Below are 23,489 nucleotides of genomic sequence, written 5' to 3' on the forward strand. Positions count from 1 at the left end.
GCTGTTGGCATCATGCTGTCACACCCGTCACGCATCCAACTGGCAGGTGAACTGATCCTGTTCATCCACGCCGATACGCACCCGCTGAATCGGCTCGCCGGACACCATTCGGCCGAGGCACTCCGAGGCGATCATCGGAAGCAGAGTGCGGGTCAGGATGTTTTCGATATTCCGGGCTCCGGTGTCCACTTCCTGGCTGCGGGCGATAATGTGCAGCAAGACATCTTCCTCAAAACTGAACTCGGCCCCGTAATGCTCCGCCACCCGGCGACGGATCTTTTCCATGTTGATAGCGCCGATTTTCATCAGGTCTTCATCGCCCAGCGGGTAGTAGGGCACGATGGTGGTGCGCCCGAGGAACGCAGGCTTGAAGTGGCGAAGCAACTGCGGGCGGAAGTTATCCAATAGCACATCGGGCGCAATGGTGTCCTCCTGGGACTGACACAGGGCGCGAATGTGCTCCTCGCCGGCGTTGGAGGTCATGATGATCACGGTGTTACGGAAGTCGATATCGCGCCCTTCGCCATCCTTGATCGTGCCTTTGTCGAACAGGTTGTAAAACACATCCTGTACGCCGGGATGGGCTTTTTCCATTTCATCCAACAGAATCACACTGTAGGGTTTGCGTCGTACCGCCTCGGTGAGCACACCGCCCTCGCCATAACCGACGTAGCCGGGCGGGGAGCCGAGCAGCATGGAGACTTTGTGTTCTTCCTTGAACTCGGACATGTTGATGACGGTCAGGTTGTGCTCACCACCGTAGAGGGTGTCGGCCAGGGCCAGAGCGGTTTCGGTTTTCCCCACACCGCTGGGGCCGACCATAAAGAAAACCCCAATGGGTTTGCGCGGATCGGTCAAGCCGGCGCGGGCGGTGCGAATGCTCTGGGCAATGGCGTCCAGGGCGTGGCGTTGGCCGATGACACGCTGGTTCAGCGTGTCGCCCAGGTTGAGCACGGATTGAATTTCGTCCGACAGCATTTTGCCCAGCGGAATGCCGGTCCAATTGGATACCACTTCGGCAATGGCCTGGCCGTCGACATGAACCTTGATCATGGGCGTATCGCCCTGCAGGCGGGTCAACTCTTCGAGCAGAGTTTTCAGCTCCGCTCGTGCATTGGCAGCCGCTTCGGAATCACCCTCCGCCTCGTGGTCGGCTTCAATAGTGTCCTGGTGTTGATTGATGGCGGTCACCAACTCCCGTTCTGTGTGCCATTGTTGCCGTTGTTGTTCCAGGCGTTGTTCCAGCTCAGCCCGTCGTTGCGTGAGTTCATCAATGCGGTCCTGGCAGTTATCCAATGCCGCATTTTCCCGGGCGAGGGTGGTCAGGTTGGCGGCGATCTGGTCCAGCTCCCGCTCGGTGTCTTCGATGGGGGCGGGGGTGGCGCTCTGGCTCAGGGCCACCCGGGCACAGGCGGTGTCGAGCAGGCTGACGGATTTGTCTGGCAACTGGCGACCGGGCATGTAGCGGCTGGACAGGCGCACCGATTCGACAATCGCCTCGTCCATGATCCGCACCTTGTGGTGTGCCTGGAGCATGCCAGCGATGGCCCGCATCATATCAATGGCCTTGGTTTCATCCGGTTCTTCCACTTTCACTACCTGAAAGCGCCGGGTCAAAGCCGGATCACGCTCGAAGTACTTTTTGTACTCGGCCCAGGTGGTGGCGGCAATGGTGCGCAGTTCGCCCCGGGCCAGAGCGGGCTTTAGCAGGTTGGCGGCATCGCCCTGTCCCTCTTTACCGCCGGCACCGATCATGGTGTGCGCCTCGTCGATAAAGAGGATGATCGGCTGGGGCGAGGCTTTGACTTCGGCGATGACAGACTTCAGACGATTTTCAAACTCGCCCTTTACGCTGGCTCCTGCCTGCAACAGCCCCAGATCCAGGCTGCGCAGCACTACATTCTTCAGCGGCTCGGGGACATCACCCTTGGCGATGCGCAGCGCAAAACCCTCCACCACGGCGGTTTTCCCGACACCGGCTTCGCCGGTCAGGATGGGATTGTTTTGTCGACGCCGGATCAGGATATCGACAATCTGACGGACCTCCTGGTCCCGGCCCCAAACCGGATCGATCTTGCCGTCCTTGGCCGCCTGGGTGAGGTTGACCGTGTACTTGTCCAGACAGGGTGTGTTGCTGGCCTGGGCGGTAGTGGAAGGAACTTCGTCCACCCCGTGTTCGGGCGGTAGCTCCCGCGACTCGGCCGTAGTGCCCACCAGTGCCTTGACCAGCTCCCGGACGGATTCCGGAGCGAGTGACTCCAGCGCGGGGCAACTGGCCACGGCCGATCGACGCAAGCTGTCATCCAGGAGCAGAGCGGCCAGCAGGTGAGCACTGGTGACCTGGCTGTGAGCGTACTCCACGGATGCCAGTACCCAGGCCTGCTTGGCCAGCTCCACCACGTTGGGCGATAGTGCGGGTGGACGGGTGCTGCCATTTTTGAGTTGATCCAGTTCGCGAGTGAAAGCGCGACTCAGGGTGTCCGGCGACAGCTCGAATTTCTCCAGAATGGCCTGGGCGTCGGTGTCGTCGACCTCGAGCAGTTTGACCCACCAGTGTTCGACTTCCACGTTGTAGTGACCGCGGGACAGGCAGATGCCCGCCGCCCCTTCGAGCGCGTTGCGCGTGGTGTTGTTCAGCTTGTTGACGAGAGATTTCAGATCCAGAGTAATCATGTCGACTCCTTGTAGTATGACCGCTGCGCCACCGTTCAGGCGGCGGCACGGCCGGGTCCTTTGGGACGGATTTTATGAGATGTTTGAGACACCGGCGCCCGGGTGGACACGGGAATGATCTGGGTGGCATCGACACTGTCCGGACGAGCGGCTGACCGGGGCAGGCGAGAATTCCAGCCGAGCTGCCCAGGCGTGCCGGTGCCGATCGGCAGTTGTTTGGGCAGAGCCTCGGAGCGAACCTTCAGTTGCAGATTGAACTGGTGCTCGCAACCGAGATAGAGCGCACTGAGCTGGTCCATGGCTTTCAGTGCCGGACTGCCCGGTGCAAACCGTTCGGTCTGGGCCCGGTCGAGCGGGCCAATGGTCACGTCCACCTGGTTCTGGGCCAGCCAGGATTTTTGGCCGAGCAATGTCGAACGACCGAGACAGTTATTCTGTCCGCGGGGCTGGGTCAGAGACGGAAGCTGGCAGCGCATGTCCGGCAGCACCTCGCACCAGGCACCGGAGAAAGTGGACAGACTGATGGGAACCTGGAAATAGCCCTGGAGAATCTGCTCGAAATTGTCGACGGTTTTTACCGGCTGTGAAAGCAGTCCGCCGTAATAGATCAGTGCCTCGGCGGGCAGATCCGGGTTGTCCGGAAGCAGGCGCGGCGACAGCCCCAGCAGTGACAGAAGCATCTCGGTGTGTCGGTCTATGGTGGTGGCCGAGCCACGGTGGCGTCGAGCGCGCTCGTATTCCAGGGGCAGACGATATTTACTCGCCGCCTGCCACAACAGGTTCATGCTGCGATGATTGAACAGATCGAGAAATCGGGTCAGGGCCGGGTCTTTGGCCTTCTGCCGCTCAAGCAGGAGCTCGGTATAGTGGTAGGGCAGAGGGCCCAGCGCGCCATCCAGACTGAGGAGATTGGACTGAACCGACCACTGCTCACCGCGTGGCTCAACCTGTTCAATCTCCGCGGCGGGAAACGTCAGGCGGTGCTGGCCGCTGAACCGGATGGCTTCCTGAGAAGGAGGGCGCACATCGACCCCGGGGGCAAAGCGCAGTGGCCGGCGGTGCGGGGTCTGCTCCGAAAGGGATGGCTCCGAGCCGTGAAACTCGAGCAGACGCAGTATCTGCAGGGCGCTGAAGGCTTCCGGTTCGGCCTGAAGCTGAGCGATCACAGACATACTTTACCCCCGGCCCGAATCGGCCCGACCCGGTAAAAACCGTCGTAGCCTTTGCGCTTGACCCGAAGCTGACTGAATGAGTTGATGGAGCAGTAGAGCGCAAAGAAATGCTCTAACACCCGGGTGAACAGACACAGACTGACGCCGGACAACAAGCGATCGTCAAGCGTCAGGGTCACTTCCATTCCCCGGCACAGCGTGGGCCGGCCGGCGACCTGAATCGGTGCGTTGACCGGTCGGACTTTCAGGTCGGTGATCGCCTCGATCAGGGATCGATGCGCCGAGGTCTGCCGGTAATCGTACAGACGCAGAATTTCCCGTAAGGCTTCACCGCTTTCGCCAGCCGTCAGTGAACGCTGGTTCAGTTGCAGGTGAGAGAGCAACTGCCAGCGAGCGGCGTTACCCAATGCCGGACGAATGGTTTCCGTGGGTTGAGTCAGGCAGCGGATCTGTCGGGTGGGAGGACTGCCGTCAACGCATTGAAGTTGAGGCTCCCGGTTATTGAACGGAAGTCGTGCCGGCTGGTCCCGGTTGCTGCAGGTGGTGTGGATCAGTAGTGTCTTTTCCCCGGCGGAACTGGGGGAAAACTCCAGATCCACCAGGCTGAGAAACACATCGGTGCCCTCATCCCGGTTATCCGGCTTGAGTTTCGCGTGACGCCGCTGGGCGTGCCAGAAGGTCTGATCCTGATGGTAGTGCCGGTCGTGATTGAGTCCGTAAAACGGTCGGTACTCGGCGCTTTTTCCGTAGGCGTCTGCGGCGATCACCCGGTCTACCGAAAACACTTCGTAGCCCGAGGGCCGGCGGATGTCGGGCTGAATCTGGTACTCGTACTGACGGTGATCCAGCGCAATCGGGTCGGCCTGATGTTCGAACAGATTGACCACTGGTGTGCAACCGGTGACGAAGTGCGCCGCGTTGATGTGGTGTTCCAGCTCCACATCCGCATCAGCGAGGTAGATGTACAGCTCCAGGGAATCGAGGGTCGGTGACAGGCGGGACAGGTCCAGTCCCTGTATGTCCACGAACAGAAACTTTTCGGGAAAAGCAAAATACTCGGTCAGCAGGCGGTACCCGAGGAAGGCATTGTCGGGGTAGGGCAGGAGTCCTTCGTCTTTTCCGAAGCCGACCGGTTGCACCTGGTCACCACCGAGAAAGACGGGACGACTGGTGCCATCGCTCAACACCAGGTTCTCACACCGATTGATCAACAACTCGTACAGCGGGTGGATGTATTGGGGTTGGCCCTTGAGATAAAACCGCAGCGACCGGGGCAGACTCTCGGCCAGGTTGGTTCCCTCCAGGAGCGGCGTCAGACGAATCTTGAGCACGCTGGCCGCGCCGCGCATTCGATCCGCCCCGGGGGTGTTGAAGGGGCGACCCATCAGTTGTGCCTCGGCCACTTCGATCGGAGTCAGGGTGGTGTCATAGCAGGTGCTGAAGCGACACTTTTCGCCCTTGAAGGAACGGGTGTCGAGCTCGGTGCCGTTGGGAACCACAAAGGGTCGTTCAAGCTGCTCCGGGTCGGGCTCGAAGCGCACAATGCTCATGGCCGGAATCGGCCGCTGATAGTGGGGGAACAGGGTGCCGAGCAATGCGTCGCTGAATTCGGGGAAATCATCGTCAAGGCGATGCTGAATGCGCGCATTGAGATAGGCAAAGCTTTCCACCAATCGGGACACATGGGGGTCCTCGATGGTTTCGGTGGAGATACCCAGGCGGCTGGCGATTTTCGGGTTCTCTTTGGCGAACTCGGCGCCCATTTGCCGAATGTAAGCCAGCTCGCGCTCATAGTAAGGCAGCAGTTCATCAGCCATGGAGCGACTCCTTGACGTTCACGCTGCGTGAGACCGGCTCGAGAATCGAGTCGAACACCACGCTTTGCGGCGCTGGGTCGGCCCATAGCACCGCATCAATACGAAAGCGCAGCGTCCGGTCGCTGCGATCCCGGTTCTCGAGGTGAGTCACCCGCACGCTTTTGAACCGGGGTTCATACTCCCGCAGTATGCGTTCGAGCTGTTGCACAAAGCGCTGCTTTTTTTCGGCATCGGAAATGTTCACGGTTGCCAGATCCGGCAGGCCGTAGTTGAGCAGGGAGTGGGCGGCTTCCGGACACTCCTGCGGGGGCTCGATCATGCAGAAACGGCTGTTGAGCAGATTCTCCAGATCTCGCCGCACGCTCTGGCGCAGTTCGCTCAGGTACTGGTGGCGTGCCGGCGCGGGCTCGCGCACAGCCTGTGGGTCGTGATCGAGCAGGCGGTCCAGAATGGATGGACGCAGCTCGCGGGTTTTTGCGATATGACTCATGATTCCCTCTCTCCTTCAGGGCCGTCAGCCGGTCTGTACCAGTTCGGTGACCAGTTCCAACTCCGAGACCATCTGGTCGATCTGGTAGTGAGGCACCAGATGAATTTTGCAAAGGTATTGTCCGGGCCGCTCCGGGTGTTCTTCGACGTTCACGGCGGCTTCGCGCAAGGGATAGCGTGCCTGCTCCTCCCACTCCAGATCTTCCCGTCCGGTGGTATAGCGGAACAACCACTGACGCAGAAACTGCTCGCATTCATCGGCGCTGATAAACGCCCCGATCTTGTCCCGGATCATGACCTTGATGTAATGGGCTACCCGCGAGCCACACAAGACGTGCTGCAGCATGGCGGACAGCCGGGCGTTGACGCCCTGGTCTGTGTCCCGAACAGGCCTCTGAATCGAGGCATTGCTGTAGAAGGCGGCAAACGGCGTCTGGTAACTCTGGCACAGCGGGATCAATCCCAATTCGGCCAGCTCCCGTTCACGCCGATCTGTGATGATCACTTCGGTTAGCGGCTTGGGGGCCAGAGCCGCCGGGTCCGCGTCGAAGTGATCCACCGGCAGGGTGGTTACCAGTCCGCCCCCGATCTGATTGCGCGGAACGCCACGAATGTGGCCAAACCAGCCGACATTGGCAAACTCGCGAATCAACACACCGGCAAAGGCGAAGCTGGCACTGCCCCACAGGTATCCATCTCCCTGGCGGCCGCCTTTTTCTTCCCGAAACGGCACCCCTTTGTAACTGCCCGCGGTGGTCCGATAGGGACGGCGCATCAGGGTTCTCGGGAGTGTCAGGCCAATGAAACGGGCGTCGGATTTTTCGCGCAGCGCCCGCCAACGGACATACTCCTGTTGGGAAAAAATGGCCTCCAGATTGATCGGTTCACCAAGCTTGGCAAAATCGTCCAGGCCAAACAGCTCGGGAGACGCACTGGCAATGAAGGGGGCGAACGCCGCCGCCGCGATTTGAGCCAGGCCCTCCATGGTGGCGATGTCATCCTGTGGGTGGCGCGACGACGGGCGGTGCGCTACCTGATAGTCGCCGATCAACACGCCAAAAGGCTCGCCTCCCGGGTGACCGTATTCGTTACTGTAAATTTTCTGGAACAGTTGGCTCTGGTCGAAGTCCAGAGCACGATCGATATCCCGGGCCACCTCTGCCCAGGCAATATCAAGCAGCTTGATCTTGATGTTGCGTGCGCCCTCGGCCTGCAAGGTCAGATACCAGACACCGCGCCATGCCGCTTCCAACGCCTGAAAACGCGGATGGTGGATGATGGCGTTGATCTGTTGGCTGATCAGTCGATCGATGCGGGCAACGGTCCGATGCACGGCGATTTCAATATCCAGTACGCTGCGCAGAGGGCCGTCTGGCGCCAGCTCTGACAGAAAGTAGGCGAGCGCCTGCTGTGGATTCCTTTCGTTCAGAAAGTCATCCAGTCCGGTCAGTTTCGGGGACCGTTCACACACGGCATCCAGCCGAGCCGCGGCCGGGATATCCGGGGTTGAGGACACCGATGGGGTGGCAAGGTGATTTGACATTGCGTGCCAGAGAATCCGTTGAAAAGAGAAAACAATAGGGCGCGGATCCCTCCGCCGCCCTATTTGGGCGCTGGTTTTAGCCCGCCTTGGGGATGTTGGCCACCAGGCGCAGAGAGGCGGTCAGCTCCTCCATCTGCAACCAGGGGCGCATCCAGGCGACGGCGTTGAATACGCCGGGTTGGCCCGGGACTTCCTTGACCTCGACGTGAGCTTCGGCCAATGGGAAGCGGGCTTTCATTTCGGCGCTGGCGCCGGGGCTGCCATTCACGTAGTTGCCGATCCAGCGGTTGAGCCACTCTTCGGCTTCCCCCGCTTCCATGAACGAGCCGACCTTGTCGCGCGCCATCACTTTCAGGAAGTGGGCGATGCGGGAGGTTGCCATGATGTACGGCAGACGGGCGGAAATTGCCGCGTTGGCGCTCGCCTCGGGATCATCAAACTTGGGCGGCTTCTGTGCGGTCTGGGCCCCGAAAAATACCGCGTAGTCGGTATTTTTGTAGTGGCACAGCGGCAGAAAGCCCAGCTTGCTCAGTTCTGCTTCACGGCGGTCGGTAATGCCGATTTCGGTCGGGCATTTCTGATCCACGTCACCATCGTCACTGACAAAGGTATGACTGGGCAGCCCATCGACGCGACCGCCCCCTTCGGCACCGCGAATGCTGGTGCACCAGCCGTACTCGGCGAAGGCTTTGGTCAGGGTGGTGCCCAGTGCGTAGGCGGCGTTCATCCAGCAATAATCATCGTGCTCGGTGGCCCGATGTTTGCCGTCCTCACCCACCGGTACTTCTTCGTAGTTGAACGCCTCAATGGGTTTGGTCGACTGGCCGTACGGCAGGCGCGCCAGTACCCGTGGCATGGTCAGGGTCACAAAGCGGGCATCGTCACTCTCGCGGAAGCTGCGCCACTGAATGTACTCCGCTGAATCAAAAATCTTTTCCAGGTCGCGCGGTTTGGACAGCTCGGTATAGTCCTCAAAGCCGAACATCTGCGGCGCCGCAGCGGTCAGGAAGGGGCAGAAGCCGGCGGCGGCCACGTTGGACATCTGGCTGAGCAGCGAGATATCGTCCGGGTGAGAGGAAAACTCATAGTCACCAATCAGTGCGGAGTAGGGTTGACCGCCAGCGGTGCCGAATTCGCTTTCGTAAATTTTCTTGAAAATCTGACTCTGGTCAAACTCCACCGCTTTCTCGAGATCCTTGGTCAGCTCTTTCTTGCTCAGGTTGAGCATGCGGATCTTGAGCTGGGAGCCGGTCTCGGAATTCATCACCAGGTGGTTCAGTCCACGCCAGGAGCCTTCAAGCTTCTGGAATTTTTCATGGTGCATGATTTCCGACAGTTGCTGGGACATCAACTGGTCGACCGCAGCAATGGCGCGATTGATGGTGACGGTCAGGTTTTTGTCCCATTTGACCGTGCCGTTCATGGCTTCCTGAGTCAGGGTCTTGAGTAGATCCTGAGTCTCGTCCGCCGGAGTCTGTCGGGTCGCCGTAATGGCCTGCTCGAGAAAGCTGACTTCCTGTACGTCGGCTTCCGCCTGCTCCATTACCTGTTCTTCGTTATTCGCCATCTTTCGCTTCCTCCTTTTGCTCTGCACCCACACCCAGCTCACCGGACAGGGCGGCCAGCGCTTCGGTATCACTCAGTACACTTTCCAGCAGGTTCTCCAGATCCTCGGACCGGTCTGCTTTGGTCAACAGATCACGCAGCTTATTGCGGGTGTCCATCAGCTTGCGCAGCGGTTCGACCTGTTGCACGATCCGATGAGGTTCAAAGTCTTCCATGCGGTTGAAGTCGAGTTCGACCTTCATTTCGCTGTCATCATCTTCCAGCTTGTTGGCCACCTGGAATCCCAGCTTGGGGTTGACCTTGCCCATGATGTCGTTGAAGTTGTCCCGATCAATCTGGGAGAACTTCCGGTCTTTCAGGGACTTCTTGGCCTCGATGTTATCACCCGAGTAGTCCCCCATCACGCCCATGACAAAGGGCAATTCCTTCTCGGCGATCGTGCCGTTGGTTTCAACATCGTAGGTAATATGAACGCGAGGCTTGCGCACGCGCTTGAGTTTGTCGTGGATACTGTCGGACATAATCCCTAATCCTCTGTCATTGGTTTGGTTGGTCGTCACTACTGCCTTTTACGGGGTTAATCCTCGGTGATTTCTACGCCCGTCAGCTCGCTGTAATGCGTGCGAGAACTATCGTCTGGTATCAGCTCCTGAATCAGTTCGTCCAGACGCATATTGCCCCACTTGACGGCCTTCTGAAGCAGGTAGGACACCGGGGAGTGGGGTTCGGTGGTGCGGAAAAATTCGGCAATCTCCCGAAGTTGACGGAATGCCTCGTCGCGATCCATCGCTTTTCGGGCAGCGGGCGTGTTCGCGGGAGCGTCTTCCGTTCCGGTCGCTTCAGCCGCCTCGGGCGCACTGTCTTCGGATTCGTTCGCGGGCGACAGCTTGTCGCGCCCCAGATGATTGACGGCGCCGCGACACTCTTCCAGAACCTCGAGAATATTGCGGGACGGGGGCGCCAGCTCAATACCACAGTGTTGATCCAGTAGGCTCTGGCAGGCACGAAAATGCTCAATTGCCTGATCCAGATCTTCCCGCTGGTTCTGAAAGAATGTGTCGTCTGATTCCCGGACGGCTTTCTCGATATCTCCCAGCCCATAACCGAGTTTGGCTTCTTTTGCCTGACGGGCGTCTTCATCGGCCAGCTTCTGAATGTCGAGTGCCTGCTGGTAGTGCCAGTAGCTGAAAGGGGCGGGGGGTTGTCCTTCCGTGATGGGGACGCGACGAATCGGTGCGATCAGAACGCCCTCTGCCCCCTCACCGTTAAGTCCGGAGAGAGGAGCCACGCGAGTTTCCAGGCCGTCTTCGTCTGGTGTCGGGTAAATGTCCTCCCAATATTGTTCGACCAACCCGCGAATCAGTGCGAACGCATCGCGCAAGCCCTGAAAGCCCTGTTTGCGTACCAGGGCTTCGGTGTACCAACTGGCGACTTCGAGATCCTTGGCTTCTTCCCTGAGAAGTTTGGGTGCCAGGTTGAGTACTTCACGCCAATGGCGGTCGGCCTCCTGGCTGTCGCCGTCGTGTACGGACTTGCGTTCCGCCGCTCGGGCACTGGATCGTTCGCGCTTGAGTGTCTGGTAGGTTGAGTTCGGAGACGCACTGGCGCGAGGGTCTTCACCCGAGGGTGTATCCTCAGCGATAGGGGCGAGTAAATCGTCGAGTTCAATGATATGGGGTGAAGCCATTGCCTGTCTTTCCCTATGGTGTTCTGCTGATTCCTGTCACTGCCGGCCTTGAGTCACATCGACTTTAACGGCTTTTTTCTGGTCTGATGCAGACATTCCGCGAAGGAATGAAGGTAGTCCGTCACATAAATAAACATAACAATCCGTTGTTGGCTATTTGCTGGAGGTGGAGAAAGCTACCACAGCGCGAATAAAAAATTAACTGTTTACGAATCGAATGCCAAATATTTTTTTGTTCGGCGTCGAAAAATGTGACCGAGTGCAATATTTTTGATTCTGTTTCAAAAAAAATATGGTGTACAATCCGTTTCCATCACAGAATGGCCGGCGCATCGCAATGGCGTGGCTCAAAAAATTTTGTGATCTGCGCCAGGGAATGTCCTTCGGGCAACGAAGGGCGAACGTCGCATACAATCCCCTGGCTCGACGCCCAGACGGCTCAGCCAATGGAGCGTAAAGAAAACGGACACTTTCGGGATGATAACGGAATGAACTTACAGCTAAGGATGATCAAAACGCCAGAAGGCGCCTCTCTTCCCCAACAGCAATTTTCATTCGATCAGCACGGCGGAACGATCGGGCGCGGTCCCGATAATCACTGGATTCTGCCGGATCCCGACCGGATCCTGTCGGCGCGCCACTGCGAGTTTACGGTCGAGCAGGGACGCTTCCAGTTGATCGACCACAGCACCAACGGCACATTTATCAACGGTTCGTCAGAGCCTTTGGGCAAAGGCGTGGTGACGGCGATCAATCACGGTGATCAGGTTGAGATAGGCGACTACACGTTCGCGATCGACCTGTTGAATGCCGAGGCCGGCTCGCTCGATGCATCGCCTTTTGCGACTGAGCCCGCGCCAGAAGAACATCCCGCCACGCCTTTTTCCGTCGATGATCCCTTTGCCTGTGATCCCTTTGATGCCGGTCCGGTCGCCGACCCGTCCCGAGATTCCCTGGATCCTCTGCAGATGCTGGATGGCGCATCCGGTACCGAGCGCGAACCCTGGCACAATGAGTCCTCCGCGCTGTACTCCGGCCCTGGGGAAGGCGCCTTCTCCGATTCCGAACCGAAGTGGCAGGATCCATCCGTTGACGCTATCCACTGGCCGGAGGCCCATCAGGAACAACTGATTCCCACCGACTGGCTGGAGCCTGTGGGGCGCGAGTCCGACTCCGCCTCCCCGCAGCTCGACCGCGAGCCCGAGTGGGCGGCCGCCCCCCAGCCAACGGATGCACAACTGTGGGATGAACCCACTGGGCATGACGGTAACGCGGCTCAGGAAATACCAGGGGCTGTCGTCACGCCTCAGCCTGGCAAGCGCCCGAGCCCGGATCGCCCGACTCCGGTCAGCCGCGCTGAACCTGTAGAGGTCACGTCCACCCAGCCTTCCGCAGACTCCATGCCACCCCGGACATCGGAAACGCTATTTTCCGCCATGGGTGTGGATCTGGACCGGCTGAGCCCGGAGGCGCGAGTAGAGCTGGAGCCGCTGATCGGCACCATGATGCGGGAGGTGATTGAAGGGTTGATGCAGGTGTTGCGCTCTCGGGCCAGCATAAAAAACGAGTTTCGGATGAATGTCACCACCATTCAGCCCGTGGAGAACAATCCACTCAAGTTCTCTGCCGACGTCGATGAAGCGCTTGAGAATATATTTGTGCGTCAAAGCCAGGCGTACAAGGAGCCTTTGCAGGCCATTCGCGAGGGATTCCAGGAAATTGCGGAACACCAGTTGGCAATGATCTCCGGTATGCGTCGAGCGTTTGAGCATATGCTCAAGGAGTTCGATCCGGATCGTTTCGAGGCCAATGCGAACAGCCAACAGAAACCCAGCGTCATACCGCCCGTACGCAAGGCGCGCTATTGGGACAACTACCGAGCGCACTACCGGGGCCTGAGTGACAATATGGAGCGCTCTTTTCAGCAGATTTTCGGTGACGAGTTTGTACAGGCGTATCAGGATCAGTTGCGTCGCCTGTCTGCCCTGCGTCCCTGAGCGGCGTCGCGATGATCGACCGGTAACGATAGGAGACATGAATTATGGAACGGTTTGATTTACTTCGTAGGCTTTTCCCGGTTCTGCTGGTGTGTTGGTTGACCGCCTGCGCGAATCAGGAAAGTCGCGTCGGGGGCATGCTCAAGTTACAGACCGATGTCAGGCTGTCCATTGACGCGCGCGCGGACATCAATCCCGATCACAGCAACGAGCCCGCGCCGGTGGTGCTGAGGTTTTACGAGCTGACCGCCGAACAGGCGTTTGCTGACGCTGACTTTGTGCGCCTGTATGAACGTGACTCGGCCGTGCTCGGTGATACGTTGGTACGTCGACGCCAGCTACCCGGTGTGGTCCCCGGCGAGATTCGGGACTATGAGCTGGTACTCGATGCGAACACGCGCTATGTCGGCATCATGGCCGAGTTCTATCAGTACCAGAACGCCGCCTACAAAGTCGTCATTCCCGTTACCGCGCGCAACGTGTTCAGGGATGTCATCAAACTGCAGATTTCGGGTAACCAGTTGTCAGTGCTGAACTGATCGGAACCCACAATGAACCGGCAACAATAGGGAAGATAGATCATGTCGTTAAGCAGCAAAGTCATCTGGTCCGAGGGGATGTTTCTGAACCCTCAGCACTTTCAGCAGTACGACCGCTATGTCGAACGCTACATTGATGCCAAGTGCAGTGCCCTGGGGGCCTATGCCTGGGGGTTGCAGGCATTGGAGTTGGATCAGGAGTTGCTCAAACTGGGCAAGCTGTCCGTCTCCCGGGGGCGGGGCGTGTTCCCCGATGGTACTCCCTTCAATTTCCCGGAAGTGGATGATGCGCCCGGGGTGCTCGAGGTTCCCGAAGGCGCCCACAATACGCTGGTGTATCTTGCGGTACCGGCTCGTCGGCCGGGCGCGGTGGACGTCTCCCGGGAAGATGATGCACAGGCCCTGGCCCGCTATTACGTGTCGGAAGTCAGTGCGCGGGATGTCACCTCGGATGGCGGAGATACCCGTCCCGTGGATGTGGGTAAGCTCCGGTTACGTCTGATGCTCGAGTCCGAGGATCTCAGCGGGTATGCCTGCATTGGCGTGCTGCGCATCGCGGAGGTGCGCGATGACCACAACGTGCTGCTCGATGAGCAGTACTTGCCCACCTGTCTCGATTGTACGGCCGCCCCCAGACTCGCGGGCTTTCTGCCCGAGTTATCGGGGATGCTGCATCATCGGGGCGAGGCGATTGCGGGCCGTCTGGCGGATGCCCGCCGGGGCGGAACCGCGGAAATCGCCGACTACATGATGCTGCAGATGATCAACCGCTATGAACCCCTGATCGCCCATCTGGCCACGGTGCGCAATCTGCATCCTCTCGCGCTGTTTCAGCAACTGCTGCTGATGGCCGGAGAGTTGTCCACCTTTGTCGCCAGGGAGAAGCGGCCACCGGAGTTTGCGCCGTATCGGCACGATCAATTGCAGGCCACGTTTTTGCCCCTGATGACCACCCTGCGCAGCTACCTGTCGATGGTGTATGAGCAGACCGCCATCGGGCTGCCGCTTGAGGAAAAGAAATACGGTATCCGCGTGGGTACCATTCCCGATCGCTCGCTGCTTTCTTCGGCGGCGTTTGTGTTGGCAGTGCGCGCCGATATCGCCGAGGAAACCCTGCGCTCGCGCCTGCCGGCGCAGATCAAAGTCGGCCCGGTGGAGCGTATCCGGCAGTTGGTCAACGCCGCCATGCCGGGTATTGCCATCAAACCTTTGCCCGTGGCGCCGCGGCAGATTCCCTACCGGTCGGGATACGCTTACTTTGAACTGGATCAGCACAGCGCCTTCTGGCGGGAAATGGCCAGCTCGGGTGGCTTTGCGTTGCACGTGGGCGGAGACTTCCCCGGCCTGGAAATGGAATTCTGGGCGATTCGCCAATAGCGATCGCCTCTCGATATTGAGGAGCACCCATGGATTCTCCGGACAAAACGGTCTTTCGCCAGCCTCGCCCCGGTGGCGATCGCACCCGAATGAAACCAGACGTGAACACCCCGCGCGCTGCGGCCGGAACACCGGAGCCGCGTGCGCCTTCACCGGTTGATTCACCCGCGCCACCATCAGCGATGGACCTGCCTCCTGAGCCTCTGGTTGCCGGTCGGGGGCTCAATCCTCTGGTCAGCTCCGCCAATACGCTACTGCTGGTATTTGGCAAAGTCCGCCAGTCGGCACGCCACACTGATGTGCGCGGTCTGTACCGTCAGTTGACCCAGTCGATCCGGGAGTTCGAAGTGGATGCCCGGGACCGGGGTTACCCGCCGGAGATTGTGTTGGCGGCCCGTTATGTTCTCTGTTCGGTTCTGGATGAGGCGGTACTCAATACTCCCTGGGGTAGCGACAGTCCCTGGGCGCAGCGGACTCTGCTCAGTGCGTTTCACAATGAGACCTCGGGGGGTGAGAAATTTTTTCAGATCCTGCAGCGCATGAACCAGTCCCCATCCCAGAACCTGGACATGTTGGAGTTGATGTATTTGTGCCTGAGCCTGGGGTTCGAAGGGCGCTACCGTCTGGCGAACCGCGGTCGCGATGCCCTGGAGCAGATCAAAGACGAGCTCTACCGGACCATCCGCCGGTATCGCGGCGAGCACGAGCGCGCGCTGTCGCCACGTTGGCAGGGACTCGGCCGGACCTCCTCAACCCTGGGAGAATCCATTCCGTTGTGGATCTGGAGCGCTGCCGTGGCGTTGCTTCTGGTGTTGATTTTTTCCGGTTTCCGGTACTGGCTTTACACCAGTTCCAACCCCGTTGTGGAGCAGCTCGATACCGTCAATGAGCAGATTGAAACCTTTTCCAGGGATTCGTTTGAGTAGACCAACAGGGAACCGATGGTAATGATGAAGCGGATTAAAAATACCTTGCTCCACCCGGTCACCTTATCGCTGGTGGGTGTCTTTATTCTGGCGTTGCTGGTCTGGTTTGGCGGACCCCTGATCAAGTTTGGCGATGAAAACGCGGCGCCCCTGGCCAGCAGCATCACCCGACTGTTGGTCATTTTGGTGTTGCTGGTGCTGTGGGGGCTGAATAACCTGCGCCTGCAATGGCGGGATCGCCAGCAGAATCAGGCGATGGTGGACGACATTCAGCAGAGCCAGACCAACGCAACGGACTATGTCAGTAGTCAGGCGGCCGAGGATGTCCAGCAGATTCAGCAGCGCTTTTTCGAAGCGCTGGCCGTGCTTCGGCAGCGTCGTTTTCGGGGCCGTGCCAACAAGAGTCGGGCCCTGTATGAGCTGCCCTGGTACATCATGGTGGGCCCGCCGGGTGCGGGCAAAACCACCGCGCTGGTGAACTCCGGGCTGGAGTTTCCCCTGGCCGAAAAGTTTGGCGCCGGAGCGCTGCAGGGCGTTGGCGGGACCCGGCACTGCGATTGGTGGTTTACCAATGATGCCGTGCTGGTGGACACCGCGGGACGTTACACGACCCAGGACAGTCACCGGGTGGTGGACAGTTCGGCCTGGGAGGGGTTTCTGGGGCTTCTGAAAAAGCACCGCCGTCGCCGGCCGATCAACGGCGTGATTGTCTCGATCAGCGTGCAGGATCTGCTCACCCAGACCGAAGAAGAGCGCGCCCGTCATGCCCGCACCATTCGCACCCGCATTGATGATTTGATGAGTAAGCTGGAGGTGCGCTTTCCCGTCTATCTCATGTTCACCAAGTCGGATCTGATCGCGGGCTTCAATGAGTTTTTCGAAGACCTGGGGAAAGACGAGCGTGAGCAGGTGTGGGGCCTCAGCCTGCCCCGCGCCGGTTCGGTGGAGTCGGCCCCGGACTTTGAGTTTATTGACGCCGAGCTTCGTCAACTCGAAGCCCGACTGTACGAACGTCTGATCTGGCGACTTCATCAGGAACGCGATCCCCAGCGTCGGGCCGCCATCGAGCATTTTCCGACCCAGTTTGAACAACTCAACCGCCTGGTCAAGGGGTTTGTCGAGCAGACCTTTGCCCCGAATCGCTATCGTTACCAGCCGCTGTTGCGCGGCGTCTATTACTCGAGCGGCACCCAGGATGGCACGCCGATTGATCGCCTGGTCAGTACCGTGTCGGCACAGTTCGGGTTTGGGCGCGAACCGGCCGCACCGGGGGTGAATCGGGGTAAAGGCTTTTTCCTGGGACGGCTCTTTCAGGATGTGATTTTTCCGGAGTCTGAGCTGGTGGGCACCAATCCACGCTATGAACGCTGGCGGCAGTGGGGGCGGCGCTCGGCTTACGCGGCTTTGGCGGCCAGTGTCGTGGGTCTGATGATGGTGTGGACAGGCAGTGTCAGTCGCCACGCCTCTGATATGGAAGATGTCCGCTCGCACCTGTCCCGCTTCGAGCAGCGACAAGGGGATGGTTACGGTCCGGCCGCCCCCCGAGCGCACCTGCCAGCGCTGACCGCCCTGGCTCAGGCCAGTTCTGTATACGACCGGGACGCACACCCGGTATTGACCGGCGTCGGCCTCTACGACGGACGCATCGATGAACGCGCCGATCAGGCGTATCAGCGTTATCTGCGCGGCCCGTTCACTCAGGCATTGTTGCGGGAGCTGGAGCAGGCGCTGCTGGATACCGAAGATGATCTGCAGTTGTACAACCAGTTCCGGGTGTACCAGATGTTCGGGGATACTTCGCGCATGGAAGCCCCGCAGGTGGTCGAGTGGTTTACCCGTCGGTGGGCCGCTACGGTGGAGCGCGAGACTCAGACCTCGTTGCGGCACCACTTGGAGGGGTTGCTGGCCCTGGAGTTGACGGATCAGGCGCTTAACCAGCCTCTGGCCCGAACGGTGGCCCAACGCCTACTGCAGGTTCCGGTCGCTCAGCGAGTCTATAACCGGATTCAGAGCGAGCCGGAATTTCAACGTCCGGTTGATCTGCGGGCTCAATACGGCAATCAGTTGACCGCGGTATTTGAATTGCCGGCGAACGCCCGGGATGCGATTCAGGTGCCCTGGATGTTCACCCGCGAAGGCTACAAGTCCATCGACCTCTCACCACGATCGCCGGTACTGCGTGAGCTGGTCAATGACCGCTGGATATTTGAGAGCCTGGAGCAGAGTGCCCAGACCATGACTGAGGACGACCTCGGGGAGCTGAGCGAGCGGGTGACCGAACTGTATCTGCGCGACTACATTCGCACCTGGGTGGGAGTACAGCAGGCACTTTCCATTGATTCTTTCGCCAGCCTCAATCAGGGCAGCGAGCGGTTGGCGCGTGCGGCAGACCCACTGTACTCGCCCCTCTTGCGGGTACTGGAGGTCAGCGCCGCGCAGACGCAGTTGACCAACCCCGAGCTCAAGGAAAAGGTGGCCGGAGCGGGTCGTAGTCAACGAACCAGTATTGCGGCCGGTTTGATTGCCTCGCAAATGGACTCCACCGAAGTGGATCGGCATTTCAGTGAGCTGCATCGGTTGATGGCGGGGGATGCCGGTCAGGCACCCATTCACGCGGTGCTTGGGGAGGTGCGCAAGCTGAGTGATTTCGTGCAGGACATCCGGATGTCGCCGGACCCCCAACGACGGGCGTTCGAAATCGCCCGCGCGCGCTTTGCCGATGGCGAGGGTAACCCGGCCAGTCAATTGCGAAGCTATGCACGCAACCTGCCCCAGCCCCTGGAGCAGTGGCTCAACGGCCTGTCACGGGAAACCTGGCGGAGTATTCTGATTGAAGCTCGAGGGCATGTCGTCAACGAGTGGCAGGCTCAGGTGTATCAGCCGTATCAGCGCATGGCAGCGGGCCGTTACCCGCTGGTGGGCGGTGTGGATGCGGAAATGTCACTGTACGACTTCAGTGAATTTTTCAAGCCGGGCGGGCTGCACGAGCGCTTTGTACAGCAGTATATCGAGCCCTTTGTTCAGACCCGGGGGCAGTGGCACAACCGGCAGGTGGATGGTTACGGCCTGGGGCTTTCGGCCAGTGCCTTGGCTCAGATCCGCCACGGGCAGGCGATCACCGAACTGATGTTCCGCTCGGGGGAGTCCTCCCCGCGACTGAGTCTGGAGTTCAAACCGCAAGACCTGGCCAAAGACAATGCCCGCTTTATCCTGGATATGGGCGACCAGACCCTGTCGTACAGTCACGGGCCCAAGTTCTGGCGTCGGGTTGACTGGTCGGGTGATCAGGCGGAACGCCGGCTGCGTCTGGTGTTCGAGAAGGTCAACGGGGGCGCCAGTGATCGGGTGTACCAGGGGCCTTGGGCCTGGTTCCGAGCGCTGGATGATGCTCAGGTGCAGAAAACGTCTCGCTCGGATGTCTTCCACCTGACGTTCTCCAGCGCCGCCGCGGATACCCGTGCGGATCGGAACACGATGGTGTATGAAGTGCGCACCCAAAGCGTCGACAATCTGTTGACCAATAATCCCCTGCGCCGATACCAGTGTCCGGAGGTGCTGTAATGAGTGCCAATGGCGTCGTTGGTTTTTTCGGTAAGCTGCCCGCCCACGGTGATTTCATTCACCGGGGGCTACCATCGCAGTGCGTGAATATCTGGGATGACTGGTTACAGTCTGTAATCGCTGCGACTCAGGAGCAGTTGGGCGAGCACTGGCTGGATGTGTATCTCACCAGTCCCATCTGGCGATTTGCGCTCTCTCCGGGCGTGATAGACGGCCAGCTTTGGGCCGGAATTTCCCTGCCCAGCGTGGATCGGGTCGGTCGTTATTTTCCGTTCACCATCCTGGGCTCGGCGCCGGCCAATACCCCGGCCACGGTGGCGTTGACCGCCGCCGATGACTGGTACGAATCGCTGGAGTCTGCTGCCCTGGCCGCGCTCGACGGGCAGATTCAGATCGATTCACTGGCGGCCCGTATTCAGTCCAGTCCCCTGCGGGTCAATGCGGAGTACACCCGACTAGCGTCCGGCTCGGGCGGTGATCGTATCGTCACACTTCATGAAGAGCAGGCCCGGCCCGAGCAGGTCTATCCCTACCTGTTGGATGCGGCCCTGTCGGCGACCATGCCGAGCTACAGCATCTGGTCCACCGCGGGATCTGATCGGGTCGAACCCTGTGTCGTTACGGCGCGGGGTTTGCCGGCGGTTTCAGGGGTGGCCGCCATGTATACGGGGCAGTGGCGGGACTGGCAGTGGGAGCAGCCGTTCGCACCGTGCCCCAGGGAGCTCAGGGATGCTTGATACCCAGACCCGGCCGCAACCGGTTGATACCACGTATCGGCGCCCCATTCACTGGCGCTGCCAGCATGCGACCCATGCCGGCGCGGTGCGCAAGTTGAATGAAGACGCGGTGTTTGCGTGCGCTGATCATAACCACTGGGCGGTGGCCGATGGCATGGGCGGTCACGAGGTGGGCGACCTGGCCAGCCGGGAAATCGTTCAGGGTCTCGCCCAATTGCACTTGCCCGAAGCGTTGGCTGAATCGGTGGATCGGGTTGAAGATTGTCTGCAGGGGGTAAATCAGGGGTTGCAGAACTATGCCCGAATGGAGCTCGACGGCGCCACGATCGGGAGCACACTGGTGCACCTGATGATCCGCGGTCGTATCGGGGTGGTGCTCTGGGCGGGGGACTCCCGGTTGTACCGTTTTCGCAACGGAACCCTCACGCAATTGAGCCGGGATCATAGCCAGGTAGAAGACATGGTGGCCATGGGCCTGATCAATCGCGAGCAGGCCCGAGTGCATCAGTGTAGCAACGTGATTACGCGTGCGGTCGGAGTGGAAGAGCATCTGCAACTGGATATGCGCCTGTTTGATGTGCGGCTCGGTGACCTGTTTCTCTTGTGCAGCGATGGACTTCATGGCGTGATTGAAACCGAGACCATCGCACGAATCATGGCCGACCGGGATCCTGACCTCTGCGCTCAGGCACTGATTGATGTCGCCTTGCGCGCGGGGGCGCCGGATAACGTCTCGGTGGTGGTGATCAAAGGCGAGCCCGGAAAAGTAGACAGTTCCAATGGACGGCAATGCGCTCAATGAGAACGTTGAGTCAGGAAGATGAAGGGATATGACTGAAACCAGGGACACTAAAACGCGGATTGCGCCGCGCGCAAAAACCCCACCCGATGCCACCGTGTATACCCCGAGGAGCCGATCGGAGGAAACGCCTGCGGCGAGTGACAGAACCCGCTATCAGGCGCCGCCGCGTCGTCGTGGATCGGATGCCACGCTGGTGGATCCGAATCCGCCCACCGTCGTCGCCAGACCGACCAAACCCAAAGCGGCCGCTTCCCCGAAGCGCCCCTCGGGTCATCATGGTTTACTGAAGCGCCGGTTTTTGCTGGAGGACATTCTGGGGGCCGGTGGCATGGGGGTGGTCTACAAAGCCAAGGACCGGCTGAAAATCGAGGCCCAGGATCGTGACCCCTATGTCGCGATCAAGGTGTTGAGCGACGAGTTCAAGGCCCACCCGGAAGCGTTCATCGCCCTGCAGAGAGAGTCGCGCAAAACCCAACGTATCGCGCACCCGAATATCGTTAACGTGCACGATTTCGACCGGGATGGCGACACGGTTTTCATGACCATGGAATTTCTCGATGGCAAGCCGCTGGACAAGTTGTTATCCCAGTATCGTTCCACCGGATTGCCCCACGAAGATTGTCTGAAGATTCTTGAAGGCGTGTGTTCGGCATTGATCTATGCCCATGCGGAAAACATCATTCACTCGGATCTGAAACCGGGCAACATCTTTGTCACCCACCGAGGCATTCCCAAGGTTTTTGACTTTGGTATCGCCCGTGCGGTGGCCAAAGCCGAGCGGTCCGACGATTCGGAAGACGATAAAACGGTTTTTGATGCGGGAAACCTTGGCGCTCTGACCCCCGCTTACGCGAGCCTGGAGATGCTTGAGGGCGCTCCGCCCGATGCGCGTGATGACCTCTACGCGCTCGGGTGCATTGCCTATGAGCTTTTTGCCGGCGAGCACCCGTTCAACCGGGTGCATGCCGACGAGGCGGCCCGTCAGAAGCTGAAACCGAAACGCCTGGTGGGTATTCCCAAAAGCCAGTGGCGAGCCATTGAACACTGTCTGGCGTTTCGTCGCGAAGATCGGGTGGCGTCGGTTCAGGCGTTCTGGAATGCCTTCGTGCACCGGAAAGTGGCGATTGCCAAATACGCGATCGGCGCGCTGATTGTGGTGACGTCAATGGCGACCGCCGCCTATCAGTATCGGGACCAGTGGATTCCACAGTTTTCCGAGCAGGATGTGCGGATGGAGATCGAGCAGCGACTCAGGCTGGAAATGAAGCAGAACGAGCTGACCGAACTGTTGACCACACTGACCTTTTCTTCCCAATGGGAGCGTCAGCTCTGGCAGAGCTATACCGACTTGCGGGATCTTTTGGGGGAGAGTGATCAGTGGCTGGAGGGTCAGCGTGCGTCCATTTACAAGGCGTATCTGGAAAAAATTGATGAAGAAATTGAAGCAGGCGCTCTGGAGCAGGCCCGTGCCCGGCTGACCAATGCACGGCGCTACAGCGATGACGAAGCCGCGCTCGACCGGCTGTCCGCACAGATAGACAGCGCACTTGAGCGGGCCAGGCTCGAAGCGGAACAGCAGGCCGAGGCGCGCCGAGCGGCGCAGGCTCTGGCGCAGGAACAGGCACGCAAGCAGGCGGTTCAGGAAAAAGTCAATCGCGAGTTCGATAACGCACTGGCCAACGTTGATCGACAGCTTGCCTGCCGACAACAGCTGAATATGGATGACCTGGCCATTGCCGTCAACAAGTTGCAGGAGTTGGACCCGGGTCGATATCAGCGCGAGCAAAGCCGGATGATCGGCGCGCTGGCATCCTGCATCGAAACCATTGGCGCTCGCTTTCCCGACCGGGCCCAGACATTCAAGCAGCACGCCATGCAGATTTTTCCGCGCAGTGCCGCCATTGCCGGCATCGCCATAGAACCCAAAGACCCCTGTGACGCCTCTCTGGCCGGAATGGGAGGCCGAGGCCCGCGCGCGGGGTGTCGGGATACCTTGCCGGGCGCGGGGCTCGGTCCGGACATGGTGGTGGTCCCCGGGTTTGCGGGCCGGCCTGCTTACGCCATTGGTCGTGAGGAGGTGACCGTTGGGGACTTCAATCGCTTCTGTCGCGCATCAACGTGTGAGGTACAGCAAGAGCAATCCCGGGACAGACCCGTCACTGACATCAGTATTGAGCAGGCGAAGGCCTACGCCCGCTGGCTCAGTGAACAGACCGGTTACCGTTATCGGCTGCCAACCTACGAGGAGTGGCGCCATGCTGCCCGAGCGGACGGCGCAGAGCCGGACCCGAACCGCAACTGTCTGTTCTCCTCCCGGGGTATTCAACGTGGCGGCTCCATGGTCAAAGCCAGCGTGGGTGGGCAGAACCGCTGGGGCCTGGTGAATCATCTGGGCAACGCTCAGGAATGGGTGCTCAGCGGGGGAGCGTTATCGGTTGCCGGGGGGCACTACGATACGTCGATGGATGAATGCCAGGTGAGCTGGCAGAAATCACACGATGGCCACCCGGACACCTATACCGGTCTGCGCTTGGTCAGACAGCTTAAAAACCGCTAAGAGACTCGAGCGATATGACCGTGGATGTAACGACTCTGATACAGCA

Annotated in this window: 16 protein-coding genes; 8 read left to right on the plus strand and 8 right to left on the minus strand. The window is 59.7% G+C overall.

All coding sequences use genetic code 11. The features are described from left to right. Nucleotides 1-27: 27 nt before the first annotated feature. The 8 genes from tssH to tssA all read right to left on the minus strand — a co-directional run bounded on the left by tssH (nt 28) and on the right by tssA (nt 10,947). Nucleotides 28-2,673 carry a type VI secretion system ATPase TssH gene (gene tssH, locus N645_RS0114390; protein ID WP_024462214.1) on the minus strand — a complete coding sequence of 882 codons (2,646 nt, stop codon included), beginning with the start codon at nt 2,671-2,673 and terminating at the stop codon, nt 28-30. 35 nt (nt 2,674-2,708) lie between these two features. Next, nucleotides 2,709-3,845: a type VI secretion system baseplate subunit TssG gene (gene tssG / locus N645_RS0114395; protein WP_024462215.1), complete on the minus strand. Its 1,137-nt coding sequence runs from the start codon at nt 3,843-3,845 to the stop codon at nt 2,709-2,711. Beyond that, the gene (gene tssF, locus N645_RS0114400) at nt 3,836-5,662 is read right to left on the minus strand and encodes a type VI secretion system baseplate subunit TssF (protein WP_024462216.1); all 1,827 of its coding nucleotides are present in this window, start codon (nt 5,660-5,662) and stop codon (nt 3,836-3,838) included. The genes tssG and tssF overlap by 10 nt, the downstream gene beginning before the upstream one ends. Continuing rightward, complete coding sequence (gene tssE, locus N645_RS0114405) at nt 5,655-6,152, minus strand: type VI secretion system baseplate subunit TssE (RefSeq protein WP_024462217.1); 498 nt, start codon at nt 6,150-6,152, stop codon at nt 5,655-5,657. Before tssE ends, tssF begins: the two co-directional genes overlap by 8 nt. 24 nt (nt 6,153-6,176) lie before the next feature. Next, on the minus strand, nt 6,177-7,694 hold the full coding sequence (tssC, locus tag N645_RS0114410) for a type VI secretion system contractile sheath large subunit (protein ID WP_024462218.1): 1,518 nt from the start codon (nt 7,692-7,694) through the stop codon (nt 6,177-6,179). A 76-nt stretch (nt 7,695-7,770) separates the two neighbouring features. Then, nucleotides 7,771-9,261, minus strand: coding sequence for a type VI secretion system contractile sheath large subunit (gene tssC / locus N645_RS0114415; protein ID WP_024462219.1), 1,491 nt, complete (start codon nt 9,259-9,261; stop codon nt 7,771-7,773). Continuing rightward, nucleotides 9,251-9,781 (minus strand): type VI secretion system contractile sheath small subunit, encoded by a 531-nt coding sequence (gene tssB, locus N645_RS0114420; protein WP_024462220.1) that lies wholly within the window; start codon nt 9,779-9,781, stop codon nt 9,251-9,253. The genes tssC (N645_RS0114415) and tssB overlap by 11 nt, the downstream gene beginning before the upstream one ends. Nucleotides 9,782-9,837: 56 nt before the next feature. Continuing rightward, on the minus strand, nt 9,838-10,947 hold the full coding sequence (gene tssA / locus N645_RS0114425) for a type VI secretion system protein TssA (protein WP_024462221.1): 1,110 nt from the start codon (nt 10,945-10,947) through the stop codon (nt 9,838-9,840). 488 nt (nt 10,948-11,435) lie between these two features. On the opposite strand from tssA, the gene tagH reads away from it, so the two are divergent. From tagH to N645_RS0114465, 8 genes are read left to right on the plus strand one after another with little or no spacing between them, the layout of a single operon-like run. Further along, entirely contained in the window at nt 11,436-12,944 is a 1,509-nt protein-coding gene (gene tagH, locus N645_RS0114430; protein ID WP_193744993.1) for a type VI secretion system-associated FHA domain protein TagH, read from the plus strand. 44 nt (nt 12,945-12,988) lie between these two features. Continuing rightward, nucleotides 12,989-13,483, plus strand: coding sequence for a type VI secretion system lipoprotein TssJ (gene tssJ, locus N645_RS0114435; protein ID WP_024462223.1), 495 nt, complete (start codon nt 12,989-12,991; stop codon nt 13,481-13,483). A gap of 42 nt (nt 13,484-13,525) precedes the next feature. Beyond that, nucleotides 13,526-14,860, plus strand: coding sequence for a type VI secretion system baseplate subunit TssK (tssK, locus tag N645_RS0114440; protein WP_024462224.1), 1,335 nt, complete (start codon nt 13,526-13,528; stop codon nt 14,858-14,860). Nucleotides 14,861-14,889: 29 nt separating this feature from the next. Beyond that, nucleotides 14,890-15,786: a type IVB secretion system protein IcmH/DotU gene (icmH, locus tag N645_RS0114445; protein ID WP_024462225.1), complete on the plus strand. Its 897-nt coding sequence runs from the start codon at nt 14,890-14,892 to the stop codon at nt 15,784-15,786. 21 nt (nt 15,787-15,807) lie between these two features. Continuing rightward, entirely contained in the window at nt 15,808-19,347 is a 3,540-nt protein-coding gene (tssM, locus tag N645_RS0114450) for a type VI secretion system membrane subunit TssM (RefSeq protein WP_051174472.1), read from the plus strand. After that, the gene (tagF, locus tag N645_RS0114455; protein ID WP_024462227.1) at nt 19,347-20,084 is read left to right on the plus strand and encodes a type VI secretion system-associated protein TagF; all 738 of its coding nucleotides are present in this window, start codon (nt 19,347-19,349) and stop codon (nt 20,082-20,084) included. The genes tssM and tagF overlap by 1 nt, the downstream gene beginning before the upstream one ends. Continuing rightward, a complete protein-coding gene (locus tag N645_RS0114460) occupies nt 20,077-20,886 on the plus strand; it encodes a PP2C family serine/threonine-protein phosphatase (protein WP_024462228.1) in 810 nt (269 codons plus the stop codon). Before tagF ends, N645_RS0114460 begins: the two co-directional genes overlap by 8 nt. Nucleotides 20,887-20,914: 28 nt before the next feature. Continuing rightward, nucleotides 20,915-23,443, plus strand: coding sequence for a bifunctional serine/threonine-protein kinase/formylglycine-generating enzyme family protein (locus N645_RS0114465; protein ID WP_081666200.1), 2,529 nt, complete (start codon nt 20,915-20,917; stop codon nt 23,441-23,443). Nucleotides 23,444-23,489 lie beyond the last annotated feature (46 nt).

Origin of the sequence: Marinimicrobium sp. LS-A18 (assembly GCF_000463525.1) — a bacterium.
GTDB classification, from domain to species: domain Bacteria; phylum Pseudomonadota; class Gammaproteobacteria; order Pseudomonadales; family Cellvibrionaceae; genus Marinimicrobium; species Marinimicrobium koreense.

What these genes read in the sequence shown, in the direction of transcription:
- tssA (WP_024462221.1), bottom strand. Translation starts at nt 10,947, where the DNA reads ATGGCTTCACCCCATATCATTGAACTCGACGATTTACTCGCCCCTATC.
- tagF (WP_024462227.1), top strand. Translation starts at nt 19,347, where the DNA reads ATGAGTGCCAATGGCGTCGTTGGTTTTTTCGGTAAGCTGCCCGCCCAC.
- tssH (WP_024462214.1), bottom strand. Translation starts at nt 2,673, where the DNA reads ATGATTACTCTGGATCTGAAATCTCTCGTCAACAAGCTGAACAACACC.
- tssF (WP_024462216.1), bottom strand. Translation starts at nt 5,662, where the DNA reads ATGGCTGATGAACTGCTGCCTTACTATGAGCGCGAGCTGGCTTACATT.
- tssB (WP_024462220.1), bottom strand. Translation starts at nt 9,781, where the DNA reads ATGTCCGACAGTATCCACGACAAACTCAAGCGCGTGCGCAAGCCTCGC.
- tssE (WP_024462217.1), bottom strand. Translation starts at nt 6,152, where the DNA reads ATGAGTCATATCGCAAAAACCCGCGAGCTGCGTCCATCCATTCTGGAC.
- N645_RS0114465 (WP_081666200.1), top strand. Translation starts at nt 20,915, where the DNA reads ATGACTGAAACCAGGGACACTAAAACGCGGATTGCGCCGCGCGCAAAA.
- tssC (WP_024462218.1), bottom strand. Translation starts at nt 7,694, where the DNA reads ATGTCAAATCACCTTGCCACCCCATCGGTGTCCTCAACCCCGGATATC.
- N645_RS0114460 (WP_024462228.1), top strand. Translation starts at nt 20,077, where the DNA reads ATGCTTGATACCCAGACCCGGCCGCAACCGGTTGATACCACGTATCGG.
- tagH (WP_193744993.1), top strand. Translation starts at nt 11,436, where the DNA reads ATGAACTTACAGCTAAGGATGATCAAAACGCCAGAAGGCGCCTCTCTT.
- tssJ (WP_024462223.1), top strand. Translation starts at nt 12,989, where the DNA reads ATGGAACGGTTTGATTTACTTCGTAGGCTTTTCCCGGTTCTGCTGGTG.
- tssC (WP_024462219.1), bottom strand. Translation starts at nt 9,261, where the DNA reads ATGGCGAATAACGAAGAACAGGTAATGGAGCAGGCGGAAGCCGACGTA.
- tssG (WP_024462215.1), bottom strand. Translation starts at nt 3,845, where the DNA reads ATGTCTGTGATCGCTCAGCTTCAGGCCGAACCGGAAGCCTTCAGCGCC.
- icmH (WP_024462225.1), top strand. Translation starts at nt 14,890, where the DNA reads ATGGATTCTCCGGACAAAACGGTCTTTCGCCAGCCTCGCCCCGGTGGC.
- tssM (WP_051174472.1), top strand. Translation starts at nt 15,808, where the DNA reads ATGATGAAGCGGATTAAAAATACCTTGCTCCACCCGGTCACCTTATCG.
- tssK (WP_024462224.1), top strand. Translation starts at nt 13,526, where the DNA reads ATGTCGTTAAGCAGCAAAGTCATCTGGTCCGAGGGGATGTTTCTGAAC.